Source organism: Candidatus Delongbacteria bacterium (assembly GCA_020634015.1).
Taxonomy (GTDB): Bacteria; CAIWAD01; CAIWAD01; order CAIWAD01; family CAIWAD01; genus JACKCN01.
Genome location: JACKCN010000001.1, coordinates 402,011 through 426,837, shown reverse-complemented (window position 1 = coordinate 426,837; position 24,827 = coordinate 402,011). Strand labels below are relative to the sequence as shown.

General features: G+C 64.3%; 20 protein-coding genes. 12 read left to right on the top strand and 8 right to left on the bottom strand.

The window, feature by feature from the left end; translation table 11 throughout:
• Nucleotides 1–69: 69 nt before the first annotated feature.
• The 5 genes from glgP (at nt 70) to H6678_01785 (ending at nt 7,424) form a co-directional block, all read left to right on the top strand.
• Complete coding sequence (gene glgP, locus H6678_01805) at nt 70–2,565, top strand: alpha-glucan family phosphorylase (GenBank protein MCB9472524.1); 2,496 nt, start codon at nt 70–72, stop codon at nt 2,563–2,565.
• Between the two features lie 18 nt (nt 2,566–2,583).
• Nucleotides 2,584–3,906, top strand: coding sequence for a M18 family aminopeptidase (locus H6678_01800; GenBank protein MCB9472523.1), 1,323 nt, complete (start codon nt 2,584–2,586; stop codon nt 3,904–3,906).
• Between the two features lie 57 nt (nt 3,907–3,963).
• On the top strand, nt 3,964–6,069 hold the full coding sequence (locus H6678_01795; GenBank protein ID MCB9472522.1) for a glycogen-debranching protein: 2,106 nt from the start codon (nt 3,964–3,966) through the stop codon (nt 6,067–6,069).
• A gap of 55 nt (nt 6,070–6,124) precedes the next feature.
• Nucleotides 6,125–7,018: a hypothetical protein gene (locus H6678_01790; GenBank protein MCB9472521.1), complete on the top strand. Its 894-nt coding sequence runs from the start codon at nt 6,125–6,127 to the stop codon at nt 7,016–7,018.
• A 175-nt stretch (nt 7,019–7,193) separates the two neighbouring features.
• Nucleotides 7,194–7,424, top strand: coding sequence for a hypothetical protein (locus H6678_01785; protein ID MCB9472520.1), 231 nt, complete (start codon nt 7,194–7,196; stop codon nt 7,422–7,424).
• A 578-nt stretch (nt 7,425–8,002) separates the two neighbouring features.
• Here H6678_01785 and H6678_01780 read toward each other — a convergent pair.
• The 3 genes from H6678_01780 to H6678_01770 form a co-directional block, all read right to left on the bottom strand.
• A complete protein-coding gene (locus H6678_01780) occupies nt 8,003–10,228 on the bottom strand; it encodes an NADP-dependent isocitrate dehydrogenase (GenBank protein MCB9472519.1) in 2,226 nt (741 codons plus the stop codon).
• Between the two features lie 258 nt (nt 10,229–10,486).
• Entirely contained in the window at nt 10,487–11,833 is a 1,347-nt protein-coding gene (locus H6678_01775) for an MATE family efflux transporter (GenBank protein ID MCB9472518.1), read from the bottom strand.
• A gap of 27 nt (nt 11,834–11,860) precedes the next feature.
• Nucleotides 11,861–13,219 (bottom strand): MBL fold metallo-hydrolase, encoded by a 1,359-nt coding sequence (locus H6678_01770; protein MCB9472517.1) that lies wholly within the window; start codon nt 13,217–13,219, stop codon nt 11,861–11,863.
• Between the two features lie 160 nt (nt 13,220–13,379).
• Between H6678_01770 and H6678_01765 the strand changes: the two genes are divergently transcribed.
• Genes H6678_01765 through H6678_01755 form a run of 3 tightly spaced genes read left to right on the top strand, consistent with a single transcriptional unit; the run spans nt 13,380 to nt 16,636 of the window.
• On the top strand, nt 13,380–14,690 hold the full coding sequence (locus H6678_01765; protein MCB9472516.1) for a hypothetical protein: 1,311 nt from the start codon (nt 13,380–13,382) through the stop codon (nt 14,688–14,690).
• Nucleotides 14,680–15,465, top strand: coding sequence for an ABC transporter ATP-binding protein (locus tag H6678_01760; GenBank protein MCB9472515.1), 786 nt, complete (start codon nt 14,680–14,682; stop codon nt 15,463–15,465). The genes H6678_01765 and H6678_01760 overlap by 11 nt, the downstream gene beginning before the upstream one ends.
• A complete protein-coding gene (locus tag H6678_01755; GenBank protein ID MCB9472514.1) occupies nt 15,455–16,636 on the top strand; it encodes an NAD(P)/FAD-dependent oxidoreductase in 1,182 nt (393 codons plus the stop codon). The genes H6678_01760 and H6678_01755 overlap by 11 nt, the downstream gene beginning before the upstream one ends.
• A 34-nt stretch (nt 16,637–16,670) precedes the next feature.
• On the opposite strand, the gene H6678_01750 is transcribed toward H6678_01755, so the two are convergent.
• On the bottom strand, nt 16,671–17,258 hold the full coding sequence (locus tag H6678_01750) for a winged helix-turn-helix transcriptional regulator (GenBank protein ID MCB9472513.1): 588 nt from the start codon (nt 17,256–17,258) through the stop codon (nt 16,671–16,673).
• A 134-nt stretch (nt 17,259–17,392) separates the two neighbouring features.
• On the opposite strand from H6678_01750, the gene H6678_01745 reads away from it, so the two are divergent.
• The 3 genes from H6678_01745 to H6678_01735 all read left to right on the top strand — a co-directional run bounded on the left by H6678_01745 (nt 17,393) and on the right by H6678_01735 (nt 18,781).
• Nucleotides 17,393–17,773, top strand: coding sequence for a VOC family protein (locus H6678_01745; protein ID MCB9472512.1), 381 nt, complete (start codon nt 17,393–17,395; stop codon nt 17,771–17,773).
• A gap of 41 nt (nt 17,774–17,814) precedes the next feature.
• Entirely contained in the window at nt 17,815–18,111 is a 297-nt protein-coding gene (locus H6678_01740) for a hypothetical protein (protein ID MCB9472511.1), read from the top strand.
• 295 nt (nt 18,112–18,406) lie between these two features.
• Nucleotides 18,407–18,781: a hypothetical protein gene (locus tag H6678_01735; protein MCB9472510.1), complete on the top strand. Its 375-nt coding sequence runs from the start codon at nt 18,407–18,409 to the stop codon at nt 18,779–18,781.
• A gap of 82 nt (nt 18,782–18,863) precedes the next feature.
• Here the strand turns inward: H6678_01735 and H6678_01730 are convergent, their stop codons facing one another.
• From H6678_01730 to H6678_01715, 4 genes are all read right to left on the bottom strand, one after another.
• Nucleotides 18,864–19,586, bottom strand: a complete 723-nt coding sequence (locus H6678_01730; GenBank protein ID MCB9472509.1) for a CHRD domain-containing protein — start codon at nt 19,584–19,586, stop codon at nt 18,864–18,866.
• Nucleotides 19,587–19,753: 167 nt separating this feature from the next.
• Nucleotides 19,754–20,740: a sulfite exporter TauE/SafE family protein gene (locus tag H6678_01725; GenBank protein MCB9472508.1), complete on the bottom strand. Its 987-nt coding sequence runs from the start codon at nt 20,738–20,740 to the stop codon at nt 19,754–19,756.
• Nucleotides 20,737–22,578, bottom strand: coding sequence for an ABC transporter ATP-binding protein (locus H6678_01720; protein MCB9472507.1), 1,842 nt, complete (start codon nt 22,576–22,578; stop codon nt 20,737–20,739). The genes H6678_01725 and H6678_01720 overlap by 4 nt, the downstream gene beginning before the upstream one ends.
• On the bottom strand, nt 22,575–24,356 hold the full coding sequence (locus H6678_01715; protein ID MCB9472506.1) for an ABC transporter ATP-binding protein: 1,782 nt from the start codon (nt 24,354–24,356) through the stop codon (nt 22,575–22,577). The genes H6678_01720 and H6678_01715 overlap by 4 nt, the downstream gene beginning before the upstream one ends.
• 97 nt (nt 24,357–24,453) lie before the next feature.
• Here H6678_01715 and H6678_01710 point away from each other — a divergent pair, with 97 nt between their 5' ends.
• Entirely contained in the window at nt 24,454–24,666 is a 213-nt protein-coding gene (locus H6678_01710; GenBank protein ID MCB9472505.1) for a zinc ribbon domain-containing protein, read from the top strand.
• Nucleotides 24,667–24,827: the final 161 nt, after the last annotated feature.

Sequence of the window (24,827 nt, the reverse complement as noted above, 5' to 3'; positions counted from 1 at the left end):
CGCGGGGATTGGAACGACACGAACGATCCGGCCCGCCACGGTGTCCGGAGATCCATGGAGGAGAATCCGGTGACCACAGGCACTGAACTGCGCACCCGACTGCATGCAATCGCCAGCAACCTGGTCTGGGTCTGGCGCCCCGCCCTGCGGGACTTTCTGGCCTCGATATCGCCCGCGGACGCGGATTTCATTCACAATCCGGTTGCCGGTCTGCACGCCCTTGGTGACGAGCAGCTGGCGGCCCTGGATGCCGACAAGGCCTTCCAGAAGCAGCTGGTCGCGGCGGAGAAGAATCTGGCCGACGAGCTGGCCGCGTCACATGAGCGCTGCCCCGAGGAGTTCCGCGGGCGCGTGCTGGCCTATTTCAGCGCCGAGTACGGCATTCACCAGAGCCTGCCGATCTATTCGGGAGGTCTGGGCGTGCTTTCGGGCGATCACACCAAGAGCGCCCACGATCACGGACTGCCCCTGGTCTGCGTGGGGCTGTTCTACCGTCAGGGCTACTTCACCCAGCGCATCAACGAACACGGCCAGCAGGTGGCCCGCATGGACACCCTCGACCCGGCCAGGCTGCCCGTGCGCCAGGTGCTGAATGCCGATGGCTCGCCCCTCAAGCTCAAGGTGGACATGCCCGAGGGTGAACTGGTACTCCAGCTCTGGGAAGTCGCCATAGGCAACACGCGCCTGCTGCTGCTGGACAGTGACACGGAGGAGAATACCTGGGAGCAGCGCCCCCTGACATGGCAGCTCTACGGCGGGGATCGTGATACGCGCATACGTCAGGAGATTGTGCTGGGGGTGGGCGGCGTGCGTGCGCTGCGGGCCCTGGGCCTGACCCCCGATGTCTGGCACATGAACGAGGGACACAGTGCCTTCATGGCGGTGGAGCGTGTGCGCGAGCACCTCGCGACGGGCATGGGTTTCGTCGAAGCCGTCGAGGCCGTGGCGGCCAGCACCATCTTCACTACCCACACTCCGGTGTCCGCCGGCAACGAAGCCTTCATGCTGCCCCTGTTCCACAGTTACTTCCAGCCCTGGTGCGAGCACCACGGGATGGACTTCCATGCTCTGCTGGACCTGGGCACACTCACCGAGAAGAACGGCTACAAGTTCTTCTCACTGACTGCGCTGGCGATCCGGCTCAGTCGCTTCGCCAATGGCGTGTCGCAGTTGCACGGGGATGTCAGCCGCAAGATGTGGCACCACCTCTGGCACCAGGTACCGATCGCCGAGACCCCGATCGGCCATGTGACCAACGGAATCCACACCGGCACCTGGCTCAGCGACGAGTTCCGTGAGCTTTTCGTGCAGCACGTGGGTGCCGACTGGGAGCAGAAGCTGGAGAACCCGGAAGCCTGGCAAGTGATTCAGGACGTGCCCGACAGCGACATCTGGTCGCGTCATCTGAGCCTCAAGACACGGCTCTACGATGTGATCGCGGCCGGTCTCAAGCGTCGCTTCGAGGGCACCGGCGTCAACTGGCCGCACATGGTGGAGCGACTGGCCCCGGCGAGTCTCACCATCGGTTTCGCCCGGCGGTTCGCCACCTACAAGCGTGCCGACCTGCTCTTCAGCGATCTGGACCGCCTGGATCGGATGGTGAATCACCCCGAGCAGCCCGTGACCTTCATCTTCGCGGGCAAGGCCCACCCGGCTGATCTGCCCGGGCAGGAAATGATTCGCCGGATCCACGAAGTGTCGCTCATGGAACGCTTCCACGGGCGTGTGATCCTGCTCGAAGGCTACGACATGGAACTGGCCGCCCGCCTGGTGCAGGGCGTGGACATCTGGATGAACAATCCGCGCCGCCCCCTGGAAGCCTCGGGAACCAGCGGCGAGAAAGTGCCCCCCAACGGCGGTGTCAACTTCTCGATCCTGGACGGCTGGTGGGTCGAGGGGTACAGCGAGTCCCCGCGCAATGGCTGGAAGATCGGTCGCGACAAGGACTATGGCGACGACCGGATCCAGGACTACTACGACGTACGCAGCCAGTACCAGTTGCTGGAGAAGCAGATCATTCCGCTGTTCTACAAACTGGGCGAGGATGGCCTGCCCACTGGCTGGGTTGACGTGATGAAAGCCAGCATGCAGAGCCTGGTGCCCGTCTACAGCACCCAGCGCATGCTGCGGGATTACATGGACCTCTATTACGGACCCGCACTGCGCAAGGGGCTGAAGGCCCAGAGCGAGAACTGGGGCCGCGTGCACGCCTTCGTGGAGTGGAAGACCCGGCTGCAGGCCTATTGGTATCACATGACCGATACCTTCCTCGATGCCCACCGCGATGCGGAGAAGGTGCAGTTCAAGGCGGGCCTCTACCTCGGTCTGCTCAATCCGGCCGATGTCCGGGTCGAGCTGCACCAGCAGCGCAATGGCGACACCCTCTCGATTCCCGCCGTACTCGAAGGTCCTTCGGGAGAGCCGGGTGAATATGTGTACACGCTCAACTACCGGGGTGAGCATCTGGCCGACAGCCAGTTGAGACTGCGTGTTCTGCCCAACCACGACTACCTGGACCACCCCATGGAAATGGGCATGTGTTTCTGGTTCTCCAAGGCTCTCTAAGCACGAGGATATGGCACCATGTCCCAACATGTACTCGAGCGCGCCAGCCAGTTGCTGGCATTCCTGGATTCAGGTCCCAGTCCGTGGCACGTGGTTCACACTGCCTGCCAGATGCTGGGCGCACTGGGATTCCAGCCCCTTGTCGAAGGTGAGGATTGGGATCCGCGGCCCGGGGAAGCACGTTATGTGATCCGCAACGGCTCCTCGCTGGTGGCCTTCGTGGTCGGCGAGAAGAGTCCGGGCAGTGCCGGGTTCCGCCTGATAGGCGCGCACACCGATTCACCCACTCTGCGGATCAAGCCACGTCCGACCAGCGAGGTCGAGGGCATGCTCAAGTTGGCCGTGGATGTCTACGGAGGGCCCATTCTGGCCACCTTCGTGGACCGCGACCTGGATCTGGCCGGACGCCTGCTGCTGGCGCCCGACAGCGAAGGCGGTGAACCCGAACCCATGTTGCTGCGCTTCGGCCGACCCGTGGTACAAGTGCCCAGCCTGGCGATCCACATGGATCGCGACGTCAACACCAATGGGCTGGTACTGGACAAGCAGAAGCACCTCAGTCTGCTGGCCGGACTGTTGCCACTGGGACACGACGCCCGCAGCACCTGGCTGGGCATTCTGGCCAGGGAGGCGGGTGTCGAGCCGGAGCGGATTCTGGCCTGGGAACTGAACGTGGCCGACTGTCAGCCCGCCAGCTTTTCCGGGTTCGGCAATGAATTCATCAACAGCCCCCGGCTGGACAACCTGGCCTCGTGCCATGCGGCCCTGCTGGCACTCTGTGGATGTGTCACACGCACACGGCCAATGGAGCAGACCTGCGTGATCAGCCTCTTCGATCACGAGGAAGTGGGCAGCCGCAGTTCGCGGGGCGCCGACGGCGCCTTCCTGCGGGATGTGCTGCAAAGGCTTTGCCAACGCATCGACCCCGGCCCCGAAAGCCTGCAGCGGGCCCTGGCCAACAGTTGGCAGGTGAGCGTGGACATGGCCCATGCCTTTCACCCCAACCGGCCCGAAGTCTACGAGGACCTGCACCGGGTGCGGCTGAACGGCGGGCCCGTGATCAAGTTCAATCCCAACCGGCGCTATGCCACCGACGCCGTGGGCGACGTCTGGTTCCAGTTGCTCTGCGGCGAGGCGGGTGTCCCGTTCCAGCACTATGTGCACCATGGCAACCTGGCCTGTGGCAGTACCATCGGTCCGCTCAGCGAGTCCGGGCTGGGAGTGCGCACGGTGGATGTGGGCAACCCCATGCTCTCGATGCACAGCATCCGCGAGACGGCGGGCGTGCTGGATCATGACGCCATGGTGCGCGCCCTGTCCCAGTTTCTGCAGCGTGACTGACATCCCCATGCGGAGCCGACCGGACCTGTCCGCCTCGCCCGGAACGAAAGCAGACACATGACCCATCATATTCATCTGCTGGCGGATCCAGGTCCGATCATCGCTGAGTTCAGCGGAGTGACCGTTGTCATCGGGCATCCCCAGCCCCTGGGAGTGTCACGCTGTGGTCCCGCGACCAACTTCAGCCTGCCCGCCCGACGAGCCAGTCAGGTCTGTCTGGTGCTCTCCGATGCCGAAAGCGGAACGGACAGAATGCTGATCGAGCTGGACCCCCGCTGGCACCGCACCGGCGAAGTCTGGCATCTGGCGGTCACTGGCCTGCGCGAGCCGGTGTGTTACAGCTGGCGTGTGCGCGGAGTCACGGACGTGCCTCCGGCTCCGGGGCAGCTGGAGCTTCCGGGTCGCAATCTGCTGGATCCCTGGGCCAAGGCCGCACGGCTGCCCGACACCCCCGGTGAAAGCTGGCGTGGCCTGTTTCCGGTTCGCCCGTACACCTGGCAGCACAAGGATCGCCCGCGTCATCCGCTGCACGAAACCGTGATCTACGAGCTGCACACCCGGGGATTCACGCGGCATCCCAGTTCGGGCGTGAGCCATCCGGGCAGCTGGCTGGGGCTGATCGAGAAGATTCCCTACCTGAAGGATCTGGGTGTCACGGCCATCGAGCTGCTGCCGGTGGCGGATTTCGATCACCGGGACAATCCCCGCTTCAACCCGCTCACGGGCGAGGCACTCGGCAACTACTGGGGCTACGATCCGCTGGCATTTTTCGCTCCCAAAGCCAGCTATTCGTCAACGGGCGACCCGCTGGATTCGGTGGACGAGTTCCGCCAGCTGGCCGACGCGCTGCACGGAGCGGGCATCGAGCTCTTCCTGGATGTGGTCTTCAATCACAGTGGCGAGCGCAACGACCCCGAGCACGTGATCCACTTCCGGGGCATGGACAACCGTCTCTGGTACATGGTGGACGCGGCGGGTCACGATCTGGATTTCTCGGGCTGCGGAAACTCGCTCAACTGCAACCATCCCCTGGTGCGCCAGTATGTGCTGGAGTGTCTGCGCTGGTGGGTCTGCGAAATGGGCGTGGATGGCTTCCGTTTCGATCTGGCCTCGATTCTGGGGCGTGATTCAAGCGGGCGCGTGCTGGAGAATCCTCCCGTGCTCGAGGCGATCGCGCTGGATCCGGTACTGGCCGACACCAAACTGATTGCCGAAGCCTGGGACGCCCGCGGTCTGTACCAGGTGGGCAGTTTTCCCAACTGGGGACGCTGGGCCGAGTGGAACGGACAGTTCCGTGATTCCCTGCGGCGCCTGTTGCGCGGTGAGGAGGGGCAGATCGGGGCCGTGGCCTCGCGCATCACGGGCAGCGCGGATCTCTATGGCCCCAGCGGCCGCAGCCCCATGCACTCGATCAACTTCATCACCGCTCACGACGGCTTCACCCTGGCCGATCTGGTGCGTTACGAGAAGAAGCACAACACGGCCAATGGCGAAGACAACCGCGACGGCAACAACCACGAGCACAGCTGCAACTGGGGCGTCGAAGGTCCCAGCGACGACCCGGTCATCGAAGGCTTGCGTCTGCGCCAGCAACGCAACGGATTGGCACTGCTGCTGCTTTCGCAGGGTGTGCCGATGCTGCTGGCCGGTGATGAGTTCGGCCGCAGCCAGGGCGGAAACAACAATGCCTGGTGCCAGGACAATGACATTTCCTGGGTGGACTGGAACTTGCTGAAGGACAATGCGGACCTGTTTGCCTACACCCGCTCTTTGCTCGAGCTGCGCCGCCTGCATCCCATGCTTCGCCGTCAGCAATTCTTCGCCACCGGCCCGGACTCCGAAATCCAGTGGCATGGTGTGACACCGGGGGCCCCTGATTTCGGTCCCCGCTCCCACACTCTGGCCTGCCAGCTCAATGGCCGGCGCATGGCTGAACGTCTGCACCTGAAGGGCAATGCGGTGGATCTGTACCTGGCACTCAACTTCTGGAGCAAGGCCCTCGAGTTCGAGTTGCCGCCCGCTCCCGACACGACGGGCTGGCGGGTTCTGCTGGACACCAACGACGGACTGCCGGCCTGCCCTGACCCACGAAAAGGGCGTGCACTGAAGACTGCGGGCCGGATCCTGATCGAATCACGCTCTCTCGTGCTGCTGGGAGCCTGATCCCCGGCCGGGCATCGCTGCCACCCGGAATCCACCCAATCATGGAGGTGAGATCGTGTACACTTCAGCCGCCCTCTGTCTGGGCCTCTGCATTGCCGGACTGTGTTCGGGAGCAGGTGTGGAGCCAATCAAGCTGGTGCCCGTGGGACATTTCGATCATCCCGCGCTCAACGAATGCTCGGGCATCGTGCCCTCGTTCCTCTGGGAAGGAGTGTTCTGGGTTCACAACGACTCGGGCGACGAGGCGCGCATTTTCCCGGTGGATCGCAAAGGTCACACGGTGCAGCCTGAGTGGGCCGGGGACTACCAGGGAATCCGGCTGCCCACCGCGCTGAACATCGACTGGGAAGACATCGGTCGCGACAACATGGGCAACCTGCTGATCGCGGACACGGGCAACAACGCCAACCTGCGCCGGGATCTGGTGGTGTACGTGGTGCCCGAACCCGCACCGCGGGAGGCCGTGCTGACTCGCCCCCTGCGCACGCTGGCACTTCGTTTTCCCGACCAGCTGAGCTTTCCACCCCAGCAGAAGAATTTCGACTGCGAGGCCATTTTCTGGGCCGATGGCGCCATCCACCTGCTGACCAAACACCGCAGCGACAGTGATACACGCCTGTACCGTCTGGATCCGCTCCCCGATCTGGACTGCACACCGCTGAGCTACATCGGAAGTTTCCCGATCCAGGGCAAGGTCACCGCCGCGGACATCAGTCTGGATGGCAAACTGTTGGTGGTGCTGACCTACGACAGCATCAACACATTCGAGCGCAGCGCGCCCGGGCAGAATTGGTTCACGGGACGCCAACGCTGGCTGCCCATCGACGCGGGGCAGTGCGAAGCGATCTGTTTCGACCGAGATGCGCTGCGGATTGCCAATGAGGAGGGAGACCTTTTTCTTGTGCCCCTCTCAGAGCTGAGAGAGCCTGGTGCATCTGCACCGGAATGACCCGAGCCACTGCCCGATTCTGGACATCCCCCGACCGTGGCGAACCCCCTGACGGAGCTTTGCCAGCAAGGGAATCCAGCAGACCCCAACAAAATCAATGGTTTGACGGGCTGGCATGCGACTTGCGACCAATTTGGCAGAATCAGAGTCATTCAGCCAATACAGGAGATCACCCATGGACCCTCGTGAAGATCTTGAACTCTCGAACCCCGTGACCAAGGTGGTTCTGGAATGGTTCATCAAACAGGGCTACGTGATCCAGGACGAAGCCACCGGCGCCAGCATCTATACCATGACCGACGAAGGCCGCAGTTTCTGCAAGCGCTTCCTCTATCATGCCCAGACTCTCCAGGCTGCCCTCAGCCTGGGCGTCAAGGTGGAAGAATTCAAGCCCCATTTGAACTGAATACGATACGACCAGGAACCGGCCGCTTCTGATCTGACCACCACACAGGATTCCGCACCGGTCTCCCAACGATCCGCCCCCCACAGGCCCGCCTGCAGGGGGCGGAAGTTCTCATCGGGGGCACGGCACCCGCCGAGTCACGCCCAGGGCCAAGGGCCCACCCCATCCCGGACCTGGTTGCGCCCGGGGCACGATGCCCGGGGGAGCAATTCCATGGGGTCAATCCCACAGGAACGTTCGTCGGGCTGAAGCCCGGATTGTTCAAGCATTCCGAGGATTTCCTGCCTGAACGAGAGCTGCAGATGGTGATCCCGTTGTCCCGCGATGGTCGCCACCACTTTGCCCCATTCTCCAAGGGCGATTGAGAACGCCGCATGACCACGCTGCCAGTCGAACCGTGCCAATTCGGGACACGGTGCCTTCAGCCAACTGGCGAACGAGGTCTTCAATGTTTGAGCCAACTCGGCCACACGGATCGTTCGGCAGCGGCACGGCGTCCACAGATGACACCCTGACAAAAAGAACCGGGTTCCGTGTGGCACGGAACCCGGTTTGGTTCGCAGTCGCAACAGCTGAAATCAGGCCAGCGTGGCCAGAATCCGGTTCCAGGTCCTGCTGGGGCGCATGGCCGCGTCGGCCTTGGTGTTGTCGGGATGGTAGTAGCCACCCAGATCCACCGGAGCGCCCTGGGCCTGTTCCAGTTCGCTCAGGATCGTGCTCTCGGACGCGGCCAGTTCGTTGGCGATGGGGCCGAAGCGAGCGCGCAGGTCCGCATCCTTCGACTGGGCCACCAATGCCTGGGCCCAGTAGAGACACAGATAGAAGTGGCTGCCGCGGTTGTCCAGCTCGCGCACCTTGCGACTCGGGGACTTCTGGTTTTCCAGCACCTTGCCGATGGCCGTGTTCAGTGCCTCGGCCAGCACGGCGGCGCGGGGATTGCTGTGTTTCTGGGCCAGATCTTCCATCGACACGGCCAGAGCCAGGAACTCGCCCAGTGAATCCCAGCGCAGGTGACCTTCGGCCACGAACTGCTGCACGTGCTTGGGCGCACTGCCTCCGGCTCCGGTCTCGTACAGACCGCCTCCGGCCAGCAGGGGCACGATCGAGAGCATCTTGGCGCTGGTGCCCAGTTCGATGATCGGGAAGAGGTCGGTCAGGAAGTCACGCAGCACATTGCCCGTGACCGAAATCGTGTCCACTCCGCGGCGGGCGCGTTCCATCGAGAAGCGGATCGCGTCCACCGGGGCCAGGATCTTCAGTTCCAGACCATCGGTGTCGTGGGTGTGCAGGTAGCCTTCGACCTTGGCGATGAGCGCCGCATCGTGGGCGCGCATGTGATCCAGCCAGAACACAGCGGGAACCTTCGTGGCGCGCGCCCTCGAGACCGCCAGTCTCACCCAGTCGCGGATCGCCGCATCCTTGGTCTGGCAGGCACGCCAGATGTCACCCTCGTCAACAGGGTGCTCCATCAGGACCGTGCCGGCCGATCCGATCACGCGCACGGTGCCGGGCGCCGTGATCCTGAAGGTCTTGTCGTGGCTGCCGTACTCCTCGGCCTTCTGGGCCATCAGCCCCACATTGGAGACGCTGCCCATGGTGGCTGGATCAAAGGCTCCGTGGCGCTTGCAATCATCGATGGTGGCCTGGTAGATGCCCGCGTAACACCGGTCGGGAATCATCGCCTTGGTGTCATGCAGCTTGCCGTCGGGACCCCACATCTTGCCGGAGTCCCGGATCATCGGGGGCATCGAGGCGTCGATGATGATGTCACTGGGCACATGCAGATTGGTGATGCCGCGGTCCGAATCCACCATCGCCAGGGGAGGACGCATGGCGTACACCGCCTGGATCTCGGCCTGGATGGCCGCCCGCTGCTCTTCCGGCAGCCTGGCCAGGCGAGCTTCCAGATCGGCCATGCCGTTGGCGGGATCCACGCCGATGGACTCGAAGAGCTCCGCATGCTTCTCGAACACGGGCTTGAAGTATTCGGTGACGCAGTAACCGAAGAATACCGGATCGCTGACCTTCATCATGGTGGCCTTCAGGTGCAGCGAGAGCAGCAGGCCTTCCTTCTTCGCGTCGTCGATCTGGGTGGCGTAGAACTCGCGCAGCGCCCGGGCGCTCATCACGGCGCCATCCAGGACTTCGTCCTCAAGGATGCGCAGGCCTTGGCGAAGGATGCGTGTACTGCCGTCTTCGCCATGGAACTCGATCTGCACCGTGTCGGCCTCGCCAAAGACCAGTGTGCGCTCGCTGCCGTAGAAATCGCCCTCGTCCATGTGTGCCACATGGGTTTTCGAGTCGGCGCTCCAGGCGCCCATCCGGTGAGGATGTTTCTGGGCGAAGTCCTTCACCACCCTGGCCACCCGGCGGTCGGAATTGCCTTCGCGCAGCACGGGATTCACCGCGCTGCCCAGTGCCTTGGCATAGCGTGCACGCAGCTCGCGGGAAGCGTCATCGGTGGCTTCTTCGGGATAGTCGGGCAGATCGAAACCCTGGCTGCGCAGCTCGGCGATGGCGGCTTTCAGCTGGGGCACCGACGCGCTCACATTGGGCAGCTTGATGATGTTCGCCTCGGGCGTCTGGGCCAGCGCACCCAGTTCGGCCAGGGCATCGGGTGTACGCTGTGCGTCACTCAGCCGCTCGGGAAAGGCGGCCAGGATGCGCGCCGCCAGCGAGATGTCGCGGGTCTCCACGGCCACTCCCGCGGCTCCGGTGAAGGCCTGGATCACGGGCAGCAAGGAACGGGTGGCCAGCGCGGGGGCTTCGTCGGTGATGGTGTAGATGATTTTCGCCAGGGACATGCTCGCGTCCTTCCATTGGGGGAGGCGGTTGTCGGGATGGCGCGGGCAGGCAAGGGTCGCCCCTGGAGAGACCGGACCGTGGGCCGACACCGCAGGTGTATGATTGTGGTGGATCCGGCATCCAGAGTGAGGCCGGACCGGCCCCCATGATACCATAATTCCCTGCCCGAGTGAATCCGGCCTTGAGGGAATGCGGCGTGCACGGACCCGCCTGCCCGAGAAAGCATGCAGAACATGCAGCCCGGAGCGTGGGCCTGTTCAGACCCGCTGATGTTGCCAGAGGTCGCGCCGCCATTGCCACTGCAGGATCAGCGCCAGCAGGACCAGGTAGAGCGCCAGCCCCAGAAAGGGCAGCAGGATGCCCGTCTGCCAGATCTTGACGCAGACATACGTGAAGGGAATGAAGAACAACCAGTTGACCGCGATTTCCGACCAGGCCACGAAGACGGTCATCCCGCTGCCGCGCAGGCAGCCGGCGGTGGCCATCGCCAGCGCGTCGAAGGCCTGGACCGCGCCCATCAGGCGCAGAGGGCCGCGACCGGCCGCCAGGACGCCCGGATCCTGGCTGAAGGCCCGCAACAGCAGGTCCGGCATCAGCAGAAAGAGAATTCCCAGCGAGCCCATCAGCAGCATGCCCAGCCGCTGGGCCATGTCGCCCGCCTCACGCGCCTGCCCGGGCAGGCCAGCCCCCAGCTTCTGGCCGATCAGGGTGCTGGCGGCCATGCCGATGCCATAGCCCGGCATGAAGCTTACGCTCATGATCGAGATGATCAGGTTGGTGGCCGCGACTTCGGTGGTCCCGATGTGATTCATCAGCGAAATGAACACGGTGAAGCCCGCCATCGCCAGCAAGGTCTGCATGGCCGCCGGCATCGAGAGGGATACCAGTTGACGGATGTCCGGCCAGCGGATGGGGCCCAGCAGGTGCATTCCGTGTGCCGTGAAGACACGGCGCGCGGGAATTCGCCCCAGAAAGAGCAGCGCGCCCAGGGCTGTCGAGAGACTGCTGGCCAGTCCGGCACCGGCCACTCCCATCGCGGGCGAGCCCAGGTGTCCCCAGATGAAGACCCAGTTCAGCACCACATTGGCCGCGTTGATCACCAGCGCGATCCGCATGTGTTCCCGACTGTCGCCAAGACCGTTGAAGTATCCGCGCAGGCTGCTGATCAGCAGGAAGGGCAGCAGACCCAGCATGCGCAATCTGCTGTAGATCACACAGTCGTCGTAGAGAGGATCCTGCGGGTTCTTGAGGATCCAGTTGAACCAGGCCGGAATCAGGGCGTGGGTCAGCAGACCCACCACCAGCCCCAGCAGCACTGCCAATGCCAGCGATTCACGCAGGGTGAGCGCCGCATCGGCCTCGCGCCCCTGGCCCGCGCGCCGGGCCGTGATCACCTGGGTGCCCGTGGACAGTTCGCCCGCGGACCCCATCACCATCCAGACCGCGACTCCCGAGAGCCCGGTGGCGGCCAGTGCGGCCACACCGAGCTGGCTCACCATCCAGGTGTCCACCAGTCCCACCAGGGTCTGCGACATCTGGGAAATGATCATCGGTACGGCCAGTGGAATGATCTGGCGTACGATCTGGCGGTCGAGCAGGGGCATCGGCAATCCGGTTGAGTCGTGCGGCGGTCAGTCCACCAGCGGGATTTCCTCGCCGGGTTCCGGCAGCAGGCAGGTGATGGAAGGCAGGGAAATGGCCATCTCCCGGGCCAGACGTTCCCGTGAATCCTTGCGACCGGGAAGCAGCACGGCCTTGGCCGGGGAGAGTCGCCCCAGCATGTCCAGGAGTTCGTCGCGCGTGCTGTGCGAGGTGAAGTGGAACTCCTCGACGCGGCACTGGCGCATCACGGGGGTGCCATCCACGTCCAGAAGGTCGCCCTGGCGGGATTTGATCACGGCCTTGCCCAGCGTGCCACTGGCACAATGGGAGGTGAAGAACACGCCGTGCACGGGATGGGGTGCCAATCGCCTGAAGAGCCGACGGGCCAATGAGCCCAGACTCAGCATGCCCGTGGCCACAAGGTAGATCTCGCTGCCCCGGTCGGGCGAGTGTTCCAGCAGGTCATCGCTGAAGACATCCACGAGTGTGTCACTGAAGGAGAAGTCCTCCAGCAGACGACGATCCTCGGCAGCGAAGCGGTCGTAAATGGCCGCCACCTTCCAGGCATCGGGCCCCACGTGGATCGGGATCGGCTGGATGCGCCCCTTCTTCTTGAGCATGTGCAGCACGAAGAGCAGTTCCTGGGCCAGACCCAGGTTGAAGACGGGCAGGAGAATGCTGCCGCCCATGGCCGTGACGTCATTGATCGCCTGGGCCAGCCTGCTGATCTCGTCGCGCCGCTTGAGCGTGTTGTGAAAGTCGGACCAGGCCAGGGTCGTGCCCGTGATTACCACATCGGCCGACGCAGGAAGTACGGCGCCCTGGATCACGCTCTGGGGCCGCAGGCAGGAGTCACCGGTATGGAATGCACTGCCCGCGCGGCCTTCGAGCAGAAAGGACTGGCTGCCCAGAATGTGCCCCGCATCGAAGGCGGTGACCTGAGTGGGATAGGGATTCCAGCTGCCCGCCAGTGCTTCCGGTTGGCCGTTGACGATGAATTGGACACGCGATTCGAGTTCGCCGATCTCATTCTCGTCGTACAGGGGATAATCGCCGCTCTGGCCTTCGGCCCAGGCGCGGGCCATCAGGGCCGCCCGGCGCACCAGTTGGAGCCGGGCCAGTTCCCAGGTGGCGCGACTGCAGAGCACACGGGCATCCGGCCAGCGCTGGGCGATGACCGGCAAGGATCCGCAATGGTCCAGATGGGCGTGGCTCAGCAGAATCCAGTCCAGCGGGGCGTTGCCCAGGGGCCGCAGATCGGGCAGACTGGCTTCGCCCGTGCGCGACAGGTCGCAGCCGGCGTCCAGCAGGAAGCCGGTGCCATCAAGATTCAGGTAGAGGCAGCTGCCACCGCAGTCCGCCGTCGGGGAAAGTATGGTCAGGTCCATGCCGGGTACCCGGGTCGCTCGTTGTATTACATGGTGCCGCGAAAGAACGGCAGAAGGTGTTTAAAGCAGCCTTCATCCGCAACGCCGATCAATCCCTACATTGGCCTGCCGGGCGGGAGAGCACCGCCATTGGAGCCATTCAGGCAATTGGCGGATATCCATGATCTTCCCGATTTCGTATACGGAGGCCCGTGTGGCGCTGCGCCTGCACGCGAACCTGCTGGCGGCCCTGATCCGCCAGGTTCTGCTGCGGATGGCTGCCGAGCCTTTCGCCAGTCTGCGGGCGGTCCTGCTGGGACTGTTCCTGCTGGCCTGCCTGCTGGCCTACCTGGGGCTGGCATTGCCCCTGCTGCAGGAGCAGGCCGGTCTGCATCCTCGCATCGGACGCCTGCTGGTGCTTGTGCTGGCCCTGGTGCCGACTCTTGTGCTTGCCCGTCGGGTTGTGGGCTGGATCCAGGTCTGGCAGCGCGAGGGTCTGACCGCCGGTTGGCCCCTCAGTCCTCACCAGCAGCGTCTGATCCAGACCTTGGCCATCGTGGCGCCGCTGGCCTGGCTTCCTCTCTGCCTCGGCAGTTTCCCCTTTCTGATCCAGCGTCCCGATCTGCTCGGCCCGGCGCTTCTGCGAGCGGCCGTGCTGGGGGTGCTGGCTTCCGTGCGCGTACTGGGAAGGCCCCATGGGCATTCCGCGCGACGGCTGCTGGGCGACCTGATGCTGGTCCTGGCGGCTCTGGCATGGACCGATGGGTATCCGCGTCCTCTGCTTCCGCAGGAACCGGTGCTGCTGTCGGTGGCTGTGATGCTTTTTCTGGCCTGGTCCAGATGGGAGGCGGCCGTCTCGACCAATTCGCGCACAGTTCCAATGTCGCCACGACCGAGCCCGCAGGACCCCGGCCGAGATCAGGATCCCTGGGCCCTGCTGGCACGCGCGGGCATGGGAGTCACGGTTCCGCCCCAGCCCGCGCCCCTCCTGCTGGGCCTGCTGGCGGCCCTGCCGATTCTTGCTTTCAGCTTTCTGCCCGACGGCACATGGGTCCAGGCTCTCTGGGCACTGCTGCTGGGCAGTGCCGTGCTGAATCTTGCCTGGGCCAGAATCCACGCGGGGCGCTCCCTGCTGCGGCTGGTCCCATTGGACACACCGGGTTTCCTGCACCAGCACCGGCGAGCCCTGTGGCGTCTGGGGCTGCGGGTGGGGCTGCCCATGCTGCTGGCCGCCCTGCCCGGTGGCACGGCTTCCCAGCTGGCCGTACTGCTGGGCCTGCTGGTCGCGGTGCTGCTCTCGGCCGCCGGCGTGCTGCTGCATCTGGTGGCCGATGGACACAAGTACCGCGAATTGCTGGTGGCGATGGCCTGGCTGCTGCCTCCGCTGGCCTTCTTCTTGGTGCTGCCCCCGCTGGTGCCCGTTCTGGCGGTACTGGCGACCCTGCAACTGTGGCGCCGTACACGCAAAGTCCGGGAGCACGATGCCTGCTGAAATCAACACACCGCAGCTGGTCCTGCATCAACTCAACCAGAGCCGGGGAAATCGGGCGGTCCTGCATGGGCTGGATCTTGTCCTCATGCCCGGCGAACTGGTGGGTGTGATCGGTCCCAACGGCAGCGGAAAGACCACTCTGCTTCGTTCGATCTCGGGACGCCTTCCCGTGACACAGGGAAGCGTATTCATCGCCGGGCTGGATCCGTCGCTGGAACCAAAGGAAGCCCGCCGGCATACCGGCACGGTGCCCGACGGGGATCAGCTGCCGCCCGCGCTCAGCGGCAACCAGCTGCTGGAACTCTGGAGCCAGGCTTGGCAACTGGGCGGAATCCCGGCCGAGACCATCGAGCTGGCTGCGCGTGTGGAGCTCGCCGAGCGACTGGGTGAGCCACTGGAAACCTGGTCGCTGGGAATGAAGCAGAAACTGGCTCTGCTGCTGGCCCTGATGCCCCGTCCGCGCCTCCTGCTGCTGGATGAGAGCTTCAACAGTCTGGATCCGCTCTCCGCCTGGACCCTGCGCCGCGAGCTGCGTGCCCAGTGTGATGCGGGCGCGGCGGCCTTGGCCTGCTCGCACCAGATCGGTCAGCTCGAGAAGGATTGCGACCGTGTGCTGCTGCTGCTCGATGGGCACTGGGTGAAGGGCTGGACGCGTGAAGAGCGTCAGCGCGAAGCCGCCGCCGGACGCGATCTGGAAGATCTGTTCATCGCGGCGCTTGGCGACCGCCCGGCGCAGCAGCCTGTGTATGGCAAAGGGACCCCCCATGGCGACTGAACAATGGGATGTGATCGTGATCGGTGCCGGCGCGGCGGGTATTTTCTGCGCGATCGAGGCCGCACGTCGGGGCCGCTCGGTACTGCTGCTGGATCACGGCAGCAAGGTCGGGCGAAAGATCCTTGTATCCGGGGGCGGGCGCTGCAACTTCACCAACTCCGGTGCCCGGGCCGAGAACTACCATTCCTCGAACCCGCATTTCTGCCGATCGGCGCTCAGCCGCTATCCTCCGGCCCGCTTCATCGAGTGGGTCCGGTCCCACGGCATCGCGTATCACGAAAAGAAACTGGGTCAGCTTTTCTGCGACGGCAGTGCGCGGGAGCTGCTGGATGCCCTGTTGTCGGACCTGGAGCAGTCGGGTGCCGTGTTGCGTACCGAGGTGGAGGTCCAGGAGATCACGGGGCAGCGGCCGTTCCGCATCTTCACGGCCAGAGGATCCCTCGACTGTGATCGGCTGGTACTGGCCACTGGTGGACTGAGCCTGCCCAAGCTGGGAGCCACGGGACTGGCCTACCGGATCGCCCGTCAGTACGGGCTGCCCGTCGTGCCCACCCGGCCGGCGCTGGTGCCATTGACTCTGGGTGGGGCCCTCAAGTCATTCAGTGAATCTCTGGCGGGGGTGTCCTGCGACGTCTCACTGACGGCCAATGGCTCTCGCTTTCGCGAAAACCTGTTGTTCACGCACCGGGGACTGAGCGGGCCGGCCGTACTGCAGATTTCCTCCTGCTGGCAGGATGGCGACCCTCTGGAAATCAACTGGCTTCCCGACCTGAATCCGGGAGAATGGCTCGAGCAGAAGATCCGCGAGGACCGGCGACGGACTCTCGAGAGCTTGCTGGCCGAGGTGCTTCCCCGCCGCCTGGCCCAGGCATTGTGCGCCAGTTTTCTGGGCAACCCGGTACCGGCGTCCCTGTCCGACCCGCAGAAACGTGAGCTGCTGGCCGCGCTGACGGCAATGGTCTGGAAGCCGGCGGCCAGCGAGGGTTACCGTACGGCTGAAGTGACCCGCGGGGGAGTCGATACGCACGCGCTCGAGTCAAAGACCATGGCCTCCCGGGAGATTCCCGGACTGTACTTCATCGGCGAATGTGTGGACGTGACCGGCTGGCTGGGGGGGTACAATTTCCAGTGGGCCTGGGCTTCGGGCTGGGCTGCCGGGCAGGCCGTCTGAGCGGATGTCAGCGCGATGCTGTGTCCTGCCATGGTCAGTCTTCCAGAGTGCGTGCGCCAAGTTCGATGACGAAGAGCTCCAGCTTTTCGAGCAATTCCCTCGACACCGGATCACAACGGTAACGACTGCCCGGTGGATGGCCCTCGTGCAGTTCGCGGATCAGCAGTCCGCGTGTGACCAACAGGTCCAGAGCCAGCGCCAGGGCGCGATCAGTCAGGCCAAGTTCCTCGCGAATGTCCCTGAATCGGTCGGCCCCCTGCCCGACTTCCCGCAACACGGGCAAGGCCCACTTGGCCGCCAGCAGCTCCGACTGTCCCAGAGCCTCCAGTTCCGCTGTCAGCTCAGCGGCCTTTCGGGCAAGTTCCATGCAATCGGGGTCCAGCAGCCATTCGGGGCGCAGGGGATGCCCATGCCCTGGATTCGGAAGGATCCAGCCGCGCTGACGGCAGCTTTCAAGGCTTTTGCGCAGAGTGCCTGGATTGGCCCCCAGCAGTCGATGCAGGCGAAAGACCCGTTCGCCCCCTGATCGCGACAGGGCTGCCAGTACCGCAACTCCCCAGCGGGGCGCCAATGCCCTGGCGAGTTGTTGTCCAAGATGCTGGGTGGTGGGTGTATCCAGCATGCCATTCCTGTTTGCATTGGATTTTCCGCTTGCACTCGTGCGGGACGAGAATTAGAGTAACTATAAATAGTAACCGTTCCAGAGTCAAACAGAATGGCCGGGCAATGCCCGACCACAGCCAATGGAGGAGAATCATGGCCATTGCGTACAAGGGAGATCTGACCTGCGCGATCTGTGTGTCGAATGTGGTCGAGAGCATCGCCTGGCTCAAGGAGATGCTGGGTTTCGAATTGATGTACCACATGGAAGACATGGGCTGGGCGGAAGTGCATACGGCGGTGGGCAACGTGACCATTGGCCTCAGCCAGGTCGAAAAGGTCAAGACCGGCGGCGGCGCGACCCTGGTCTTTGGCGTGCTGGACATCGACGCGACCCGCGCCGAACTGGAAGGCAAGGGCGTGCGTTTCGACGGCGAGACCACCGTCATTCCCGAGATGGTCAAGCTGGCCACTTTCTTCGATTCCGACGGCAACACCTACATGTTGTCCCAGAGTCTGATTCCAGCCCAGAGCTGATCCAGAGAGTTCATCGTTCTAGCGCAGGCACTCCCTCGGGAGTGCCTTTCATTTGGCGCAGGAACGGACTTCCTCCGCAGGCGTCGCGCCTGCTGCAAGGCCAGCACCCTCCGCTGGCGCCATGCCTGCTGCGAGGCCAGCACCCTCCGCTGGCGTCACGCCTGCTACAAGGCCAGCACCCTCCGCTGGCGCCATGCCTGCTGCAAGGCCAGCATCCACCGCTGGCAAGACGCCTGCTGCAAGGCCAGCACCCTCCGCTGGCGTCACGCCTGCTGCAAGGCCAGCACCCTCCGCTGGCGTCACGCCTGCTGCCATGCCAGCATCCTCCGCTGGCATGACGCCTGCTGCAAGGCCAGCACCCACGGCTGGCACAACGCCTGCTGCAAGGCCAGCATCCTCCGCTGGCGTCACGCCTGCTGCAAGGCCAGCACCCACGGCTGGCACAACGCCTGCTGCAAGGCCAGCATCCTCCGCTGGCGTCACGCCTGCTGCCAGGCCAGAATCCTCCGCTGGCACGCCACGCACCCTGCTGCACGCCTGCCAGGCCAGCATCCTCCGCTGGCAGACGCCTGCTGCAAGGCCAGCACCCTCCGCTGGCATAACGCCTGCTGCGAGGCCAGCACCCTCCGCTGGGTGGACGCCTGCTGCAAGGCCAGCACCTGCCGCTGGCACGACGCCTGCTGCAAGGCCAGCACCCTCCGCTGGCGTCACGCCTGCTGCAAGGCCAGCATCCACCGCTGGCAAGACGCCTGCTGCAAAGCCAACTCCCTCCGCTGGCTCCACGCCTGCTGCCTTGCCAGCACCCTCCGCTGGCGTCACGCCTGCTGCAAGGCCAGCACCTGCCGCTGGCACGACGCCTGCTGCAAGGCCAGCATCCTCCGCTGGCACAACGCCTGCTGCAAGGCCAGCAACCGCCGCTGGCAGAACGCCTGCTGCCAGGCCAGCACCCACCGCTGGCACAACGCCTGCTGCAAGGCCAGCCACCATGAACCAATCCGGGTTCCATGAGAGAACTCCCCCGGCTGCCGCAGCTACCCGGGGGAGTTCTGAAGAAGAGTCGCTCCCTTGTTCCCGTGAACAGGGGCGTGTATTACTTCAGCAGCAGCATCTTGCGGGTTTCGCTGCGGCCTTCGCTGTCCAGGCGGTAGAAATAGGTGCCGCTGGAGAGTCCGTCCGCATTGAACACCAGCTGATGCTCACCGGAACCCAACAGACCATCGTTGAGCACGGCCACTTCCCTGCCCATGATGTCGAACACGCTCAGACGCACCGACGCGGTGTGATCCAGACTGAAGGCCAGAGTGGTGCTGGGGTTGAAGGGATTGGGATGGTTGGCGGCCAGTTCGAAATGCACGGGCTGGTCCACTGTGTCCGAGACGCGCTGGGCGTAGAACTGGCCACGGATCTCGCCACCGGGATGCACCGTGGAGTGCACATTGACGTACAGACCATCGGACTGCAGCATCCCGATCTGGGCCGCGGTCAGGTTGTAGGTGTTTTCCGCCTCGAAGTAGGTACCGCTGGTGGAGCCGGTCGCCAGGACCAGAGGAATCAGCACACCGCCATTGCTGCCGGCCGGGGCTGCGTGGATGTGCGACGCCGTGGTGTTGCCCTGCAGACCCGAATAGCTGCCCGACACCACCAGCGTATTGCCCGTGAGCACGGCCGTTACCACTCCGCTTCCGGGGCTGGCGTTGGCGGGCACTTCCTGCAAGCCATCAAGGGAAGCCACATAGGTCTGGGCCAGCGCGGCCACGGACAGCGAGAGCAGGGCGCCCAACACGACGAGAGACTGGGTCTTGAGAGAATGCATGATGCACTCCTTTCTGAAATGGTTGGTAGGGGACGTTGCCGTGTGGGGAGGCAATTGATTCTGCTGTGGTCAACCAAGCAAGAAGTCGGGCGCGGGGCAAGAAGAAAACAGGCGTCTCGAAAAAACTTTGTTGAAACGAATTTCCGTGAAACCAGAATTCGGCAGACTCAGGAGCGGGGCCGGAGCAACCAAGCGCTCAAAGGACCCCAGACAAGGGCCAGGCCGACCGTGGCCAGCCAGACCGGAAGTCTCCCTGCAAGCTCCGGCCTGGCCGAGGCCTGTTCCAGGGCGGGCGCAGCGTGGATGAACAGTCCGGACGCGACCTTGACCATCGCCAACAGGATCACCAGGCCATAGATCCGGTGCAGGTTGCGGTCACTCAGGCGATGTTTGAGCCGGCTGCCCAGAGGGGCACCGATCGTGCCTCCCAGAATCAGCAGCAGGGCCACGCCCGGGTCCAGATTGCCACTCAGAAAGACGTGTCCGCTGGCGGAGAACAGGGCCCCCACAAGAACGGTCAGCTGCACGACGGGAATGATCTGTCTCAGACTGCTGTGGCACAGGCTGAGCAGCAAGGGCGAGAGCAGCAGCGCCCCGCCGATGCCCAGAAATGCGCCCATCACAGCCACCCCGATCGCAGCCGCGATGGGCACCAGCAGGGAGATCGGTTCGTTGCAGAGGACCGTGTTCACACGCAGGAAGGGCAGGCGCAGCAGGGCGTGGGGATGTCGCCCCACGGATGTGGCCGGTCGGCGGAACATCAGCAACAGGGCAATCGCCTGCACGGCCAGAAAACCAGCGCTGATGCCCATGTCCAGAGCGCGCGGGCTGTGTATGCGGGAAACCAGCCAGCTTCCGAACAGGCCTCCGGCCGCGCCTCCAAGGCCCATCCAGAGCCCGACTGTCCAGGAGAAGGATTGGCGGAAGGCGTTGTAGACCGTGGCAGCCGCCGAGTTGCCCACGATCGCGGCGGTCATGCTGGCGGTGGCGAAACGCGGAGGTATTCCGAGGGCCAGCAAGAGGGGCACGGAAACCACACCACCACCGATGCCCAGCAATCCGGCCAGCAGGCCGCCCACCACGCCGGCACCCCCGATGAGCCAGGGAGCGCTGCTTGAGAACGCGGGGCCGCCCGTATAGAGCTCAAGGATCACTCCGGATCGTCCGCCAGATCCTTGTCGGAGGCATCAAGGGGCGGGTCTTCATCCGGAGGAATCGACGGGCCGACAAGGGGGTCATGGCGCTGGCTCGAGGACTGCAGGGTCCAGAGGCGGTGATAAATGCCCTGATTCTCCATCAGCCGGCGATGGGTGCCCTGTTCCACCAGGCGGCCCTGGTGCAGGACCAGGATGTGATCCACATTCTGGATCGTGCTCAGGCGGTGGGCGATCACCAGCGAGGTGCGATCGCGCAGCAATTCTTCGATGGCTTTCTGGATCAGGCCTTCGGAAATCGTGTCCACACTGGAGGTGGCTTCGTCCAGCAGCAGCACGGCCGGATCGTGAGCCAGGGCCCGAGCGAAACTCACCAGCTGGCGCTGTCCGCCCGATAGACTCTGGCCACGCTCATTCACTTCGTGATCCAGACCGTCGGGCTGGCGGTCGATCCAGTCCAGCAGACCCACCCGGCGAGCCGCTTCGCGCAGGCGCTGGTCATCGTAATCAGCGCCCAGCCCGATGTTCTCGCGCACGCTGCCGCTGAACAGGAACACATCCTGCAGCACGATCGCCATCCGGCGCCTGAGTTCGTCCAGTTTCAGTTCGCGCAGATCCACCCCATCGATCAGGATGCTGCCCGACTGGGGCTCGTAGAAGCGCAGCAGCAGACTGGCCACGGTGCTCTTGCCGCTGCCCGTGTAGCCCACCAGCGCCGCACTGCTGCCCGCCGGAATGTGGAAACTGAGGTCCCGGATCACGGGCACGCCCGGCTCGTAGGCAAAGCTCACATTGCGGAATTCGATCTCGCCGCGCAGTTCGCGCACGGCAATGCTGCCGCCGGTGATCGAAGGCTCCTGGTCCATGATCTCGAAGACCCGCTCCGCGGCGGCCATCGCGCTCTGGAGGATGTTGTACTTCTCGGCCAGATCGCGGATCGGACGGAAGAAACGCTCGGCGTAATTCAGAAACGCCACCAGCGTACCGAAGGTGAGCGCGCCGGCCAGAACCTCGTGTCCGCCCTTCCAGATCACGGCGGCCACCGCCACGCTGCCCAGCACTTCCATCAACGGAAAGAACACGCTGAAGTAGAAGATCGTGCGGATGTTCTCGTTCATCAGCCGGTCGTTGATCGCGCCGAAGAGTTCGCGATTGCGCGCCTCCCGCCTGAACAGACGCACCACGGCCAGTCCCGTGATGTTCTCCTGGAGGAAGGTGTTCACTTCACCGACCAGGGCGCGTACACGCCGGAAGGCCTGGCGCACCAGTTTCTTGAACTGGAAGGTGGCGAAGAGGATCGGCGGCAGCACGGCCAGCAGCACCAGCGCCAGTTTCCAGTCGAGCATGAACAGCGCGGCCACGATCAGGATCAGCGAGAGGATGTCCTGGAAGATCAGGATCAGTCCGCCGGTGAAGAGCTGATTGAGATTCTCGACATCATTGGTGAGCCGGGTCATGATCTGGCCCACCGGGTTGCGGTCGAACCAGCCCATCTGCATCTGGCTCACGCGCTTGTAGAGGGCGCGGCGCATGTCCACCACGATGGCCTGCCCGATCCAGCCGGTCACCACCTGCTGGAAGAAGCGCAGCAGGAAGGCCCCCGCGACCACCAGCAGGTACAGCGCGATGGTCCGGCCCAGGGATTCCATGTCCGCATCGTGGATGTCCACATCGATCGCGTGCCGCGTGATCAGGGGCACGGCGGTTTCCAGCAGCGAGGCGCCCAGGATCATCAACAGCGCGAGCGCGGCCATGCCCTTGTAGGGCAGCAACATGCGCACCAGACGCGCCAGAATTCGCGGATCCAGATTGACCTTGGGCGGCGGGGCCTGCTTCATGCGGCCTCCCCGCTCAGTTCGTCTTCCAGTTGCTGGCGCTGGTACAGGTCCGCGTAGACGCCGCCCAGGGCCAGCAATTCCTCATGAGTTCCCGACTCGCTGATCCGTCCCGCGTCCAGCACGATGATCCGGTCGGCCTCCGCCAGCGCGGAGAGGCGGTGACTGGCGATCAGCGTGGTACGCCCCTTCATGTACTCGCGCAGTCCGGCGATGATCTGCTGCTCGGTATGGTTGTCCACGGCGCTCAGGCAGTCGTCCAGCACCAGCACCGCCGGTTCCATCATCACGGCCCGCGCGATGGTGCTGCGCTGTTTCTGGCCCCCGCTGAGGGTGATGCCCCGCTCGCCGATCGCGCTTTCCCAGCCATCGGCCAGCTGGGCGATGTCCTGCTGGATGTGACTGATCCGTCCGCTCTGGTCGAAGAGTGCTTCGGAGGCGTGTTCTCGTCCGAAGCGCACGTTGTTGCGCAGGGTCTCGCTGAAGAGGAAGGCATCCTGCGGGACCACCGCCATGGCATTGCGCAGGCTGTCGAGGGACAGTGCGGCCAGAGGCGTGCCATCCAGTTCCACTGTGCCCTCCACGGGTTCCAGCTCACGGCAGATCAGGCGCAGCAGGGTGCTCTTGCCACTGCCCGTGGGGCCCACGATGCCCAGGATGGTGCCCGCGGCCAGGTCCAGATCCAGCTCGCGCAGGATCCAGGGACTGTCCTCGGAATAGCGGAAGGAAAGCTTGCGCACCTGGATGTGCCCTTTGCCGGGCGCCTTGACCACGCCCTCGCCCAACCGGTCCGGCTCCCGGATGATGCCTTCCAGGCGTTTCATGCCGGCATCCCCGCGCTGCATCAGGTTGGTGACCCAGCCGATCGCGATGGTGGGCCAGGCCAGCATCGCCGTGTACGTGGAGAAGGCCACATAGTCGCCCAGGCTGAGCGTGCCCGCCACGATGGCCTTGCCACCCAGCCAGAGCAGCAGGGCCTGGGCCACGCTGAACAGCCCGGTGAGCATCGGTCGGAAACTGGCGTCCGTGGTGATCAGGCTCATCTGCAGGCGGCGGTAGTCCTCCAGTTCCCGGTCGAAGCGCCCGGCCATGAACTCTTCGCGCGAATAGGCCTGGATCACGCGGATCCCCGAGGCGGTCTCCTGGACCATGCTCGAGATCCTGCCGTATTTCTCCTGGCTCTGCATCGAGAGCCTGTGGATCCGCTTGCTGATCATGTAGACCAGGCTGCTGACCACGGGCAACATCACCAGCACCACCAGCGAGAGCTTCACGCTGATGCCCAGCATCATCACCAGCGCGAAGCTGGTGAGCACCAGAGTATCAAGTGTGTACATCAGACCCGGACCGGCGGCCATCCGCACGTTCTCGATGTCGGTGGTGGCGCGACTCATGATGTCGCCCGTGCGGTTGCGCACGAAGAAGCGCGGCGAGAGTTCCAGCAGGCGCTTGAAGAACAGTGCGCGCAGGTCGCGTTCCACCTGGCGCGAGCTGCCGATCAGGATGCGCCGCATGCCGAAGCGCGCCACTCCGGAGAGCACGCTCAGCCCCAGCAGAACGGTGATGTACCAGCCCAGGCTGTGGTCTTCCAGGCCGCGGCGCAGATCGTCGATGGCCAGACCCAGGACGCGCGGGACGAAGACTCCCAGCACATTGGTCAGGAGAACGAGCAGGGTGCCCAGCAGGATCTGCTTCCGATAGGTACGCAGGAAGGGGAGGATGTTGCGCAGGTGCTTGATGGACTCTCCGGGTTGGCTGACGAGACGCGCAAGATAGGGCATGGGTCGGACAGACGCCCGACCGGCAGGGATTTCCCGACGCAAGCATTACCCTTTCCTCGGCCGCGCGACAGAGCCCGGCCCCAACAGGGAGTCTCTCATGGAACCCAGAGCCTATCGCTGCACGCGCTGCAACGGGACCGAATTCGATACCGACGAGATCCGCACCACCGGAAACGGCTTTTCGCGGTTCTTTGATGTCCAGAACCGCAAGTTCACCGTGGTGGCCTGCCGTGCGTGTGGTTACTGCGAACTCTACCGCCGCAAGTCATCGACGGCCGGCAACGTGCTGGATTTCCTGGTCGGCAGCTAGAACTCCTGTGGGCCCTGCTGTCTGCACAGGGGTTTGCCGCTGGGTGTCCCGATTTTCTGACATCCGCAGGACCGATTTCATGGGCCCCGGGCATTCTTCGTTCCGATGGCCCGGCCCCGCATTATATTGTGCGGGCTTCAGCAACCAACGACACCGGTCAA

What these genes read in the sequence shown, in the direction of transcription:
- H6678_01785 (MCB9472520.1), top strand. Translation starts at nt 7,194, where the DNA reads ATGGACCCTCGTGAAGATCTTGAACTCTCGAACCCCGTGACCAAGGTG.
- H6678_01765 (MCB9472516.1), top strand. Translation starts at nt 13,380, where the DNA reads ATGATCTTCCCGATTTCGTATACGGAGGCCCGTGTGGCGCTGCGCCTG.
- H6678_01775 (MCB9472518.1), bottom strand. Translation starts at nt 11,833, where the DNA reads ATGCCCCTGCTCGACCGCCAGATCGTACGCCAGATCATTCCACTGGCC.
- H6678_01780 (MCB9472519.1), bottom strand. Translation starts at nt 10,228, where the DNA reads ATGTCCCTGGCGAAAATCATCTACACCATCACCGACGAAGCCCCCGCG.
- H6678_01710 (MCB9472505.1), top strand. Translation starts at nt 24,454, where the DNA reads ATGGAACCCAGAGCCTATCGCTGCACGCGCTGCAACGGGACCGAATTC.
- H6678_01760 (MCB9472515.1), top strand. Translation starts at nt 14,680, where the DNA reads ATGCCTGCTGAAATCAACACACCGCAGCTGGTCCTGCATCAACTCAAC.
- H6678_01720 (MCB9472507.1), bottom strand. Translation starts at nt 22,578, where the DNA reads ATGAAGCAGGCCCCGCCGCCCAAGGTCAATCTGGATCCGCGAATTCTG.
- H6678_01750 (MCB9472513.1), bottom strand. Translation starts at nt 17,258, where the DNA reads ATGCTGGATACACCCACCACCCAGCATCTTGGACAACAACTCGCCAGG.
- H6678_01730 (MCB9472509.1), bottom strand. Translation starts at nt 19,586, where the DNA reads ATGCATTCTCTCAAGACCCAGTCTCTCGTCGTGTTGGGCGCCCTGCTC.
- H6678_01755 (MCB9472514.1), top strand. Translation starts at nt 15,455, where the DNA reads ATGGCGACTGAACAATGGGATGTGATCGTGATCGGTGCCGGCGCGGCG.
- H6678_01745 (MCB9472512.1), top strand. Translation starts at nt 17,393, where the DNA reads ATGGCCATTGCGTACAAGGGAGATCTGACCTGCGCGATCTGTGTGTCG.
- H6678_01800 (MCB9472523.1), top strand. Translation starts at nt 2,584, where the DNA reads ATGTCCCAACATGTACTCGAGCGCGCCAGCCAGTTGCTGGCATTCCTG.
- H6678_01795 (MCB9472522.1), top strand. Translation starts at nt 3,964, where the DNA reads ATGACCCATCATATTCATCTGCTGGCGGATCCAGGTCCGATCATCGCT.
- H6678_01770 (MCB9472517.1), bottom strand. Translation starts at nt 13,219, where the DNA reads ATGGACCTGACCATACTTTCCCCGACGGCGGACTGCGGTGGCAGCTGC.
- H6678_01715 (MCB9472506.1), bottom strand. Translation starts at nt 24,356, where the DNA reads ATGCCCTATCTTGCGCGTCTCGTCAGCCAACCCGGAGAGTCCATCAAG.